Source organism: Arthrobacter sp. efr-133-R2A-63 (genome assembly GCF_030209795.1).
GTDB lineage: Bacteria > Actinomycetota > Actinomycetes > Actinomycetales > Micrococcaceae > Arthrobacter > Arthrobacter bambusae_A.
In genome coordinates this window covers 175,242-186,174 of sequence record NZ_JARVRG010000009.1, presented here as the reverse complement: position 1 = coordinate 186,174, position 10,933 = coordinate 175,242, and the positions used below count along the sequence as shown (strand labels likewise).

Sequence of the window (10,933 nt, the reverse complement as noted above, 5' to 3'; positions counted from 1 at the left end):
GGGTATTTCTGTGTCGAAGCGCTTTCCCGGCCGCCGGCTGTCCGTCCTGCGGCTGGGCATCCTTTGCGTCATCGTGATCGCGGCGGTCACGGCGGGCTACCTCGGCCTCCGCAACGTTCAGGATGTCAGTGCCGCGGCCTCCATGCCTTCGGTGTTCTCCGGCTACGTGGACGTGACGGCGACGCCGCGGTTCGCCTTCGAGGACCCGGCGGTACCCAGCGCGAAAGCCGTGGTGCTGTCCTTCGTCGTCGCCGATCCCAAGCGGGACTGCGCCCCGTCCTGGGGTGCGGCGTACAGCCCGGACCAGGCAGCCTCCGATCTCGACCTGGACCGGAGGATCGCCCGGCTCCGCCAGCTTGGAGGGGCCACAGCGGTTTCCTTCGGCGGAATGAACAACAGCGAACTCGCGGTTTCCTGCAAAGACACGAAAGCCCTGACCGACGCCTACCGGCAGATTGTTGACCGCTACGACGTCGCGACGATAGATCTCGACGTCGAAGGCGTCGCCTTGGGTGACACGGCCGCCGCCGACCGACGGGCGCAAGCCATTGCCGCCCTTCAGAAGGAACGCACGTCCAGCGGCAAGCCCCTCGCCGTATGGCTTACCCTCGCGGCCGACCCGAACGGCCTCACGAGCCAAGGCCAGGGGATCGTGGCTCATACCCTCGCTGGCGGGGTGGAACTCGAGGGCGTGAACATCATGACGATGGACTTCGGCGCCAGCAAACCTGCGGCCTGGAGCATGTCCCGCGCCGCTGAATCAGCCGCGGATGCTGCCCACGGACAGCTTGCCGCCCTTTACCGCGACGCCGGAACTGACTTCGGCAGCGAAACCCTGTGGCGTAAGCTCGGCTTGACCGTCATGGTCGGGCAGAACGACATCGCCGGCGAAATTTTCACCCTCAATGACGCCGCCACCATGAACAGCTTCGTCAAGGACAAGGGCCTCGGCAGGTTGTCGATGTGGTCCATGAACAGGGACAGGACGTGCAGCCCCAACTACCCCGACTTGAGCAAGGTCTCGGACAGCTGCAGCGGAGTCGTCCAAGGCTCCCAACTGTTTTCGGCCACCCTTGCCAATGACGTGGCGCTGCCTACGTCCACTGCAGTTCCATCGTCCACGGCTACTCCTTCGAGCGGTGCCACGGCTTCCATCACCGATGATCCGGCAACAAGCCCGTATCCGGTGTGGAGCGCCTATGCCGCCTACGCCGCTGCGGACAGGGTGGTGTGGCACGGCAGCGTCTATGAGGCAAAGTGGTGGACCCGCGCCGATGTCCCGGACAACCCGGTCCTGCAGGGCGGTGCCACCCCGTGGAAACTCGTGGGTCCGGTGCTCCCGGGAGACAGGCCCAGCCCCAAAGCAACGGTGCCTGCGGGAACCTTCCCGGCCTGGGTGCCGGAAACCGTTTATCACAAGGGCGACCGCATTCTCTTTGAAGGATCCGCGTTCGAGGCCAAGTGGTGGACTCAAGGCGACAGCCCGGAAGCCGCAGTCCAGGGCGCCCCGGACTCCCCCTGGGCAAAATTGACCCCAGCCCAGATCTCCACTCCATCCCCCACCGCGCCGAGTTCCTGAACCTGAACTTACGCGCGAACTGGCAGCCCGCTCCCTGCGGGCATCTACTGCCAATTCGTGATGGAGTTTTACCGGATCATCGAGTCCGGGGGCATGGGGAAGGGCTCGCCACCAACACGGTCAGCAACCTGGTGCAGCAAATGGTGACTGCGGGCCTGGTCGAACGCACCCCTCGGCCGGGTGACCGCAAATCGGGACACGGCCGTGGCGGATTGGCGTTATGGTCCCCAGCGCCGCAGGGCGATGACGACGACCACCACGGTCGCCAGAGCGAGGATTCCCAGCCCCACGTACGCGAGCACGTGAAGGCGCTGCTTCCGAATTTCCCGCTTCGATTCGCGAGCCGACAGCCCAATCATCTTGTTCCCCATACCGGGAACAGTACGCCGCAATTGTTTCGCTCGGGCAACAAACGGGATAACTCCTACGAAGTTCCCAGACGGCAGCCTCTGGCCGGGATTTGTGGCCCCTTCGCCTATACTGACATCTGAATACTTGTTCATACGTTGGAGGTCCCGTGGCTGCCCGTGAAGCCGTCGATGAATGCGGCGTGAAACTTGTCGACCCGGACAAGGTCGAACTCGTCCGTGCGTCCCTGCCCTCGGATCATGACATTGCCGAGCTTGCTGATGTGTTCTCGCTATTGGGCGATCCGGGACGCTTGCGTCTGTTGACGTCCCTGCTGGAAGGCGGGGAACTGTGCGTGTGCGACCTCGCGGCGACGACGGCGATGAGCGAGAGCGCGGTCAGCCATGCGTTGCGGCTGTTGCGCGCCCACCGGGTGGTTTCCGTTTCGAGGCGCGGCCGGATGGCTTATTACCGGCTGGACGATGCCCACGTCCGGATGCTGCTGGACTTGGGCCTGACCCACACCGGCCACACCGTCGCCGTTCACCCCGAGCGCACGGCTCGTTCCAAGAAGGACAGTGCCCAATGAGCACCAACCACACCCACGACTCCCCAGGCCACACAGCCAAGCACCACGGCCACAGCCACGCGATAGCGGCGGACGCGGACCGGCGCTATCTGGTGATCGCGTTGGCGTTGATTGTCGGGTTCATGGTCGTCGAGGTGATTGTCGCGGTCGTTTCCGGGTCCTTGGCGCTGCTCTCGGACGCCGGGCACATGCTTACCGACGCCGGGGCGATCGCCGCCTCGCTGTGGGCGATCAGCCTCGCGGCCCGTCCGGCGCGGGGAATCTGGACGTTCGGGTTCAAGCGCGCGGAGATCCTCTCCGCCGCGGCCAACGGAATCACTTTGCTGGTCATCAGCGCCCTCGTGGCCGTGGAGGCCACCCACCGCCTCGTCGATCCGCCACCGGTCGAGGGCGGTCCGGTCCTGGTCGTCGCGATCTTCGGGGTGATCGTGAACCTCGTGGCGGTGTGGGTGCTGGCCAAAGCCAACCGGTCCCGCCTGAACGTGGAAGGATCCTTCCAGCACCTCCTGACCGACCTCTACGGATTCATTGCGACGGCGATCGCCGGGCTCGTCGTCCTGACCACCGGTTTTACCCGTGCAGACGCGATCGCTTCCCTCATCGTGGTGGCCCTGATGCTGCACGCCGCGTGGGGGTTGCTGCGGGACTCCGGGAGGATCCTCCTGGAAGGCGCACCCGAAGGCGTGGACCTGGACCAGGTCAGGAAACACCTGCTCGAAACCGGGCATGTGCACGATGTCCACGATCTGCACGTCTGGACAGTGACCTCGGACCTGCCTGCTCTCTCCGCGCACGTTGTCCTGGACGAGAGCTGCTTCCACGACGGACATGCCCCGCTCATCCTTGATGAACTGCAAAGCTGCCTCACCGGGCATTTCGACGTCGAACACTCCACCTTCCAGCTCGAACCCGCCGGCCACGCCGTCCACGAAACCGGAACGCACTGATGACCACTCCCCTGCCTCAGCAAAGAACCAAGGACCGCGTGATCTTGTTGCGCCGCGGATTGCGGCTGGAATACGCGACCCTGGGCTGGAACGTGGTGGGCCTCGGCGTCCTGGCAGCCGCCGCCATCCAGGCCGGTTCCCCGGCACTGGCGGGATTCGGCCTGGATTCCCTGATCGAGATCTTCGCTTCGATCGTGGTGGTGTGGCAGCTCAAAGGTTCCCACAAGGAGCGCGAAGCCCCCGCGATGCGACTGATCGGGATAGCCTTCGCAGTGCTCGGCGCCTACTTGCTCATCCAGGTGGCCGTCGTGTTTGCCACGGGAGTCCGCCCGGCCACCTCAGTTCCGGGGATCGCCTGGACGGCCCTGACCTTCGTAGTCATGCTCGCCCTGGCGTGGGGCAAAATCCGCACGGGGCACCGCATGGGCAATCCGGTGCTCAGCGCGGAAGGAAAAGTGACCCTCGTGGACGCCTACCTGGCCGGCGCGGTGCTGGCCGGGCTAGCGCTGAATGCCCTGTTCGGCTGGTGGTGGGCCGATCCCCTGGCGGGAGCCGTGATCATCTATTACGCAGCCCGCGAGGCCGGTCACGCCTTCAAGCACACCGCTTAGTGCTGCGCCTGCGTCTCCTGGAGCCGCTTGATGAACCAGCGTGATTGCTCGGGTCCGTAGGGAAGCACCGGGATCGCTTTGGTAGCGTCCGACGGCGTGTCCCGGATCGACTGCCTGGCCTGCCGGACCGCTGTGGACATGGTGTTGGCCATGGTCTTCACGAACTGGTCGCTGCACGGCTTGCCGTGGCCGGGGATGAGGAACTCGTAGCGGTGGCGCAAAGCGGAGATGTGCCGCAGTGCGTCGGCCCAATCCTCCGGGTAGGAGTCCTCGAACGAGGGATGCGCACCTTGTTCCACGAGGTCACCGGCGTAAAGGGTGCTGGGCGTGCCGACCAGGAGGTCGCCGTCGGTGTGGCCACGGCCGAGGTAGAACAGCGTCGCGGTGAGGCCGCCGAGGTCAACCAGCACAGGCTGGTCCTTGACGATCGCGTTGGGAATGACGATCTCGACGGCGTCGCCCTGGCCCGCGGCCATCTCAGGTTCCGTGGCGGCGACGAAGCGGCGCTGGTGGTCGCCGTCGTCGTCGATTGTCGCCGCACAGTTGACGTGCCCCCAAAACTCCGTGACGCCGTCGTCGGCAAAAACGGCGTTGCCGAAGTAGTGGTCGTAGTGGGCGTGGGTGTTCACGACGACGAGCGGCAGCTGGGTCTTTTCGCGGACGGCGGCGAGGATCTGCTTGCCCTGGCGGGGGCCGCAACCGGTGTCGATCACCATGGCTCGTTCGGTTCCTACAACGAGGCCCGTGTTGAGCAGGCACCCTTCGGTCTCCAACACGTAGTTGTTAGGGCCGACTTCGAGCCATGCTGACATTGTTTCTCCGTCTGATGCGTTCCGGCAGTGTTCAGGCCTCGATTCTACCCACGTGGAGCTGGGAGGATCGGGAGCGCCTTTCCTTCCAATTGAGATTTCATTCCAATGCACGCCTGCTGGATTGTTCGCCTGTAGTATTCCCCTTGTTTGCAGGTCCCGGGCTCGGGGGGGAGCTAAAGGCAAAGGAATGATTTCATGTCGCCGCGAAAACCGTCTCATTTTGCATTGACCGACGCCGGGTTGCGGGCCAGCGGGAAGACTGTCGAGCGGCCGCTCAAGCAGCTGAGTGGGCTGCGCCGCCAGGTCCTGGAAATCATCGATGAAGTCTTGTCGGACTCTTCGCAGGCGACGGACGCTGTGCGTGAGCAACTTCGCCAGCACATTGCCGCCCACCCCGGGCATCCGGAAGAGGCGTTGCTGGAGCACTTGTCTGAGCTCAGGTCGGAACAGCCGGACCAGCAAGGCGGGCAGCAGCGCGAACAAAGCGAGCCCGGCGAGCAGGACCAACCCGGCGATCCGGCCCCGCAGGGCGAGCCCGAGTCTCAGCACCCAGGCAGCCCGCGGCTCGAAGCCGTTCTCAGGGACCACATGCTGATGACCGCCTTCCAGCCCGTTTTCGACCTCAGCACCGGCACGGCTGTCGGCGCCGAGGCTTTGACCCGATTCGTCAGCGACAGCGGAGACCCTGCGGATTTCTGGTTCGCCGAGGCCGAGGACTCGGGGCTCCGGACGGATCTGGAATTCGCGGCGTTGGAATCGGGGCTTGAGGCCGCGCTGAAGCTGCCGCCCCACCTTTTCGTGGCGCTGAAGCTTTCCGACGAGGTCTGCCTGGACCCGCGTCTTCCTGGGCTTTTCGAGCAATCCCCGCTGGCGCCCGGGCGGGTGATCCTTGAAGTTTCCGGGAAGTTCCCCCAGGATCAGGCTGATTCGCTCGACGCGGCCGTGGCTCCGCTGCGCAGTGCCGGCGTGCGCTTGTGCATCGAGAACACGGGTTCCTTCTTCGCCGGGGCCAGCCATATTCTTCGGCTCAAGCCGGAGATGATCAAGCTGGAGCGGAATCTGACTGCAGGCCTGAACCTGGATTCCCTCCGGCAGGAACTCGTCGCAGCGGAGGTCGCGTTCGCACGGGAGATCGGGGCGGTCTTGACTGCCCAGCGCATCGAAACCAAGGACGAGCTGGACACTCTTACGGGCCTGGGCGTCACCCTTGGACAGGGGTATCACCTTGGGCGGCCTTCGGTCCAGCCCCGCGAATGGGCCAAGTGGGGCGGGAAGGCGCGGCATCTCGCTTCTCCCGGCGGTCGCGGCCGGACAGCGAAGACCTGACAGGCCGCGCAGGACTCGGGACGTCTCAGGCGGTTACCGGGCGCTCCGGGCCTCGGTGCTGTTCGATCAGCCAGGAGGCCATCTGTTGGGCTCGCTTCGACGCCAGGACGTCGCCTTCGGTGGCCGAGATGATGGATCCCTTCATCAGGATGTGCCAGGAGCGCGCGAACTCCTCGGTGCGTTCCAGTCCGGCTTCTTCTGCCAACTCCTGGATGTGCCCCCTGATCCTGGCAAGGTAGCCGATGCTGGCTTTGCCCAGGGGATGTTCACGCCCCATTTCAAGCAGGACGTTGATGAACGAGCACGCCTCAAAATCCTCCCGCTGGAACCAGTCGCCGAAGACGTCGAAGATCGCGAGCAACTGCTCCTCGGGGGTGTTTCCCCGGTTCCGGGCGTCGGAGATGATCAAGTCCACGGTCCAGATCTGGTCGCGAAGCGCCAGGAAGGCAAGCACCAGATCGTCCTTCGAGGGGAAGTGGCGGTAGAAGGTGGCCTTCGCTACTCCTGAACGCTCGATGAGCTGATCGACCCCCACCGCGCGGATCCCGCGGCGGGAGAAGAGTTCGTAGGCGGCGTCCAGGATACGATCCACCGCGTCATCACGGGTGGTCGTTTGTCCGGCTGGCAATGAAGACGAACCGGGTGCTTCCGAGGCATCTGGCGTACTCATGGTGAAAGCAATCGTACTCGCAGAGCAACCAGACAGACCGGTCTGTCAGACCCCATTTTTCGTTGACTCGGCACAGGCAACCCGCGACGTCGGGGCTCCCCTCTTGCTTCTCTTGCGGCCTTCTGCTTCTCTGGCACTACCGGGCCGCCGCCGCGCTAATTCCGGTGTGGGCCGCGGCCGGCTGAAGGGACATGGGACGCTATGACTTCTCTGTGGCTAGACGCCCGCGAGGCTTCCGCAGTTGCGGGCCCCGATGAATTCATGCCAGGGAACAGTTACGACGCCGTCGTGGTCGGCGCCGGGATCACGGGCCTGGCCACGGCCCTCATGCTGGCACGGACCGGCAGCAGCGTGCTGGTCCTCGAGGCCCGGCACATCGGGGCGGTCAACACCGGCAACACCACGGCCAAGTTGAGCCTTTTGCAGGGCACTACGCTGTCCAGGCTCCGGAACCAGTATTCGGTGAACGTGGTCCGCGCGTACGTTGACGCGAACAGGGCGGGCCAGAAGTGGCTGCTCGATTACCTTGAGGGCCGGGGTGTGCCTTTCCAGTACCGGGATGCCTACACCTTCGCCACTACACCCACTGGCGCGGAACACCTCGTCGCCGAAGCCAACGCTTCCCGGGCGTGCGGGCTCAACGTCAAGTCCACCCGCGAGACCGGGCTGCCGTTCGACGTCGACGCCGCCTTGCGGCTTGCGAAGCAGGCCCAGTTCAACCCCATGGACGTCCTGGATGCGCTGGCTGCGGATGTCCGGGCCGCCGGCGGCAGCATTGTGGAGGGTATCCGCGTCATGAACGTCCGCAACGGCGATCCCCTGACGGTGGTCACAAGGAAGGGCGAGGTCCGCGCCCGCAACGTGGTGCTCGCCACCGGGACACCCATCCTGAACCGCGGACTGTACTTCGCGAAGCTGCGGCCCAATCGTTCGTACGCCGCCGCGTTGCGGCTGCCGGACGGCATCAGCCCGCCTCCCGGAATGTACCTTTCCGCGGAGCCGCCCACCCGCTCGCTGAGGGACTATCCACTGCCCGACGGCGGGTCGTTGCTTTTGGTGGGCGGGTTCGGTCATGCGGGTGGCCGGGCGCCGTCCACGCAGGTCCATGTGAATGAGCTCCTCGGTTGGGCCCAACAGCACTATCCGGGGGCCGAGGTCACGCACACGTGGGCTGCCCAGGACTACCAGGCCGGCAATCTCATGCCGTTCTTCGGCAGGCTTCCCCGGGGCCACGGGAAGATCTTCTTCGGCACCGGCTACAACAAGTGGGGCATGACAAACGGTGTTGCGGCGGCGCTGGATATCACTGCGGATATCCGTGGCGAAAAGCCGGAGTGGGCCCGCACGATCCACCACCGGATCACCGGTGCCCGCGGGGCGGCGTCGACGATTTCGCTCAACGTAGAGACACAGCAGCAGAATTTCCGGGACAAGGCGGCCTTGAAGAAGAAGCCGGCCATCACGGAGGAGACCAGCCCCGCCGAGGGCACGGGCGTCACAGGACTTTTCCATGGGAAACCCGCCGCTATCTGCACGGTGGATGGCGTGGTGTGCAGGGTGTCGGCAGAATGCGCGCACTTGGGCGGGATCCTGCACTGGAATGACGCCGAGAAGTCCTGGGACTGCCCGCTCCACGGCTCGCGCTTCTCGGCCGCGGGCAAGCTGCTGGAGGGTCCGGCGACGCACAATTTGTTCAAGCTGCAGTAGGGATTGGCGGGAAAAGCGATGCCTTCGGAGCCGCACCCCGAGATGAATGGATTTAGCAAATATACTGAGTGGGCACCTAGTCCTGCCCGGGGGCGCGTGCGGTCCTGAAGGAGTGTGTATGGCGCCCAAACGCGTTACTTTGGCAGATGTTGCAAAGCTCGCCGGACTTTCGACCACGGCCGCCTCGATGATCCTCAACGGACGTCCGGATACCCGGCTGTCCCAGGATGCGCACGAGCGTGTGCTCGCGGCCGCGGCCGAACTGAACTATCGTCCCAACGTTGCGGCAAGAGGGTTGAGGACGCAGAAGACACGGACCATTGGTTTCATCTCGGACCGTGTTGCCACCACCAGATTCGCAAGCGGCCTGATTGAAGGTGCTCTCGCGGCGGCGGGAGCGGCCGACCATGTCATGCTCGTCCTTGAGACCGGAGGCGAAGCCAAACTGGAAGCCTCGGCCCTCGAAGCCGTACTCGATAGGCAGGTGGATGGAATCGTCTTTGCCTCCATGCGGGCCCGCGAGCTGTACATTCCGGAACTACCGGCCGGGACGCGTTCAGTTCTCTTGAACGCCACGAGTCAGGGGCACGCTGTCAGCGTATTGTCCGACGAGTACACCGGGGGGAGAACCGCTGTTGAAGTGTTCGCCCGTCACGGCTTCACCGACGGGGTGGCCGTGCTCGGGTACTCCGAAGAGGCCGAGCACGGCCTGTTCCGTTCGGTCGCCGTCAGTCGGCGGGTGGACGGCGTCAAGGATGCCCTCGCCGAACACGGAATCGACGTCGCCGTCTGGGAATCAGTCTGGCTCTGGGACGCGGATACCGGATACGTGGCGGCGAAGAAGATCCTGCGTCGGCATCCGGGCATCCGCGCTCTGCTGTGCATGAACGACCGGCTCGCCTTCGGCGCTTATCAGGCGATTCAGGAGAAGGGCCTTCGAATTCCGGACGATATTTCGATTGTGTCGTTCGATAACGACGAACTGGCCTCATATCTGCGTCCGGGCCTCACTACGGTTGCCCTCCCCCACGAACAGATGGGCAGGCATGCGGTCAGCTTGCTGCTATCCGACGATGCGGCTCCAGGCGAGCGACTGGTGCCCATGCCATTGATTGAGCGTTCATCCGTCATTGATTAGGGTTCCATGATTCTTCTCAAGGCGCGCACGATGGATGTCGCCCGGGGATCGTCCTGGTTTTCGAGGGTGTTCGTGACATAGCCGAAGCCGACGTTATGCACGGGATCCGCGAAAGCGACTTGACCGCCCGCGCCGTCGTGTCCAAACGAAGAGGACGTGAGGAACTCCCGTCGTGGAGACGAGAGCATGAACCCAGTTCCCCACCGGGGGTACGGGCCAGGAAGCCACCAAACAGGCTCTCCCTCGCTCTGGACCTGGGTCATGTCGTTGACGACATCGCTCTCCACAAGGGTCACGCCCTCCGTCGGAGCCACTGTAGCTGACCAGATCGTGGCGAGTGCCGCGGCCGTGGCGATTCCGCCTGCGCCCGGAACCTCGGCCTGATGCACCTCGGGCGAGTCGAATCCTGCGCCTGCGACCACCAGCTCGGGCGGGAAAGCCGTTCCCAGCGTCATCGCCCGGCCGGCCCAGTAGAGATCGTCCTCATCCGGTTGCCGGGTGCCGCTCGCAGGCGCATTCCGGATGCTGTCCCCCGCATTGAGTCTGGCCACCAGCGGCTCCACCGACGGCGGGATCCCGATCCACGCGTCGGCGCCCAACGGACCACTGACGGACTTTTGCAGGAACGAGCCCACGCTGGTACCGGTAATGCGGCGGATGACCTCGCCTACGTACCAGCCGTAAGTCAATGCGTGGTAGCCATACGCCGTTCCAGGCTTCCACAGCGGTTCCTGCGAGGCCAGGACGGACACAATCGACGGCCAGTCGAGCGCGGTCTCAAGGCTGATGTCTTCCCGGGGCGCCGCAAGCCCGGCACGGTGGCTCAGGAGCTGCCGGACTGTGATCGCCTCCTTGCCGGCAGCCCCGAACTCCGGCCAGTAATCGGCAACCGGCCTGTCCAGCCCGAGCCGGCCTTGGCCAACCAGCATGGCAGCAAGGATTGCGACGAGGCCTTTCGTGCAAGAGAAGATCACCGTCGGCGTATTACGTGCCCAAGCACTTCGCCCGTGCCGGTCGGCGAGGCCTGCCCACAGGTCGACGACCGTCTTACCGCCGACCCTGATGTTCAGCGCAGACCCGCCTTCGCCGTCGCCGACGCTTGTGCGGTAGGCATCGGCGACCGGGCCGAAGCCATCAGCCGCGAATCCATTTACTTCATTCATGTGCATCTTCTCCTGGGGAATCGGTGGAATCGGGGTGCGACGC

Annotated in this window: 11 protein-coding genes; 7 read left to right on the top strand and 4 right to left on the bottom strand. The window is 64.7% G+C overall.

Features of this window, described 5'->3' with window-relative positions; translation table 11 throughout:
* Positions 1-10 precede the first annotated feature (10 nt).
* A complete protein-coding gene (locus QRN45_RS05055) occupies positions 11-1,579 on the top strand; it encodes a chitinase (protein ID WP_241706990.1) in 1,569 nt (522 codons plus the stop codon).
* Between the two features lie 218 nt (positions 1,580-1,797).
* Here the strand turns inward: QRN45_RS05055 and QRN45_RS05050 are convergent, their stop codons facing one another.
* Positions 1,798-1,950: a hypothetical protein gene (locus QRN45_RS05050; protein ID WP_284762547.1), complete on the bottom strand. Its 153-nt coding sequence runs from the start codon at positions 1,948-1,950 to the stop codon at positions 1,798-1,800.
* A gap of 146 nt (positions 1,951-2,096) precedes the next feature.
* Here QRN45_RS05050 and QRN45_RS05045 point away from each other — a divergent pair, with 146 nt between their 5' ends.
* Genes QRN45_RS05045 through QRN45_RS05035 form a run of 3 tightly spaced genes read left to right on the top strand, consistent with a single transcriptional unit; the run spans position 2,097 to position 4,074 of the window.
* Positions 2,097-2,516, top strand: a complete 420-nt coding sequence (locus tag QRN45_RS05045) for an ArsR/SmtB family transcription factor (protein WP_139359675.1) — start codon at positions 2,097-2,099, stop codon at positions 2,514-2,516.
* Positions 2,513-3,463 carry a cation diffusion facilitator family transporter gene (locus QRN45_RS05040; protein WP_284762546.1) on the top strand — a complete coding sequence of 317 codons (951 nt, stop codon included), beginning with the start codon at positions 2,513-2,515 and terminating at the stop codon, positions 3,461-3,463. The genes QRN45_RS05045 and QRN45_RS05040 overlap by 4 nt, the downstream gene beginning before the upstream one ends.
* Positions 3,463-4,074, top strand: a complete 612-nt coding sequence (locus tag QRN45_RS05035; RefSeq protein ID WP_284762545.1) for a cation efflux transmembrane domain-containing protein — start codon at positions 3,463-3,465, stop codon at positions 4,072-4,074. Before QRN45_RS05040 ends, QRN45_RS05035 begins: the two co-directional genes overlap by 1 nt.
* On the opposite strand, the gene QRN45_RS05030 is transcribed toward QRN45_RS05035, so the two are convergent.
* Complete coding sequence (locus QRN45_RS05030; RefSeq protein ID WP_241706980.1) at positions 4,071-4,886, bottom strand: MBL fold metallo-hydrolase; 816 nt, start codon at positions 4,884-4,886, stop codon at positions 4,071-4,073. The genes QRN45_RS05035 and QRN45_RS05030 overlap by 4 nt on opposite strands.
* A 195-nt stretch (positions 4,887-5,081) precedes the next feature.
* On the opposite strand from QRN45_RS05030, the gene QRN45_RS05025 reads away from it, so the two are divergent.
* Positions 5,082-6,212: an EAL domain-containing protein gene (locus QRN45_RS05025; RefSeq protein ID WP_241706975.1), complete on the top strand. Its 1,131-nt coding sequence runs from the start codon at positions 5,082-5,084 to the stop codon at positions 6,210-6,212.
* A gap of 25 nt (positions 6,213-6,237) precedes the next feature.
* On the opposite strand, the gene QRN45_RS05020 is transcribed toward QRN45_RS05025, so the two are convergent.
* Positions 6,238-6,882: a TetR/AcrR family transcriptional regulator gene (locus QRN45_RS05020; protein ID WP_241706974.1), complete on the bottom strand. Its 645-nt coding sequence runs from the start codon at positions 6,880-6,882 to the stop codon at positions 6,238-6,240.
* 201 nt (positions 6,883-7,083) lie between these two features.
* Between QRN45_RS05020 and QRN45_RS05015 the strand changes: the two genes are divergently transcribed.
* A complete protein-coding gene (locus QRN45_RS05015; RefSeq protein ID WP_241706973.1) occupies positions 7,084-8,589 on the top strand; it encodes an FAD-dependent oxidoreductase in 1,506 nt (501 codons plus the stop codon).
* Between the two features lie 118 nt (positions 8,590-8,707).
* A complete protein-coding gene (locus QRN45_RS05010; RefSeq protein ID WP_241706972.1) occupies positions 8,708-9,727 on the top strand; it encodes a LacI family DNA-binding transcriptional regulator in 1,020 nt (339 codons plus the stop codon).
* Here QRN45_RS05010 and QRN45_RS05005 read toward each other — a convergent pair.
* Positions 9,724-10,890, bottom strand: coding sequence for a serine hydrolase domain-containing protein (locus tag QRN45_RS05005; protein ID WP_241706971.1), 1,167 nt, complete (start codon positions 10,888-10,890; stop codon positions 9,724-9,726). The genes QRN45_RS05010 and QRN45_RS05005 overlap by 4 nt on opposite strands.
* Positions 10,891-10,933: the final 43 nt, after the last annotated feature.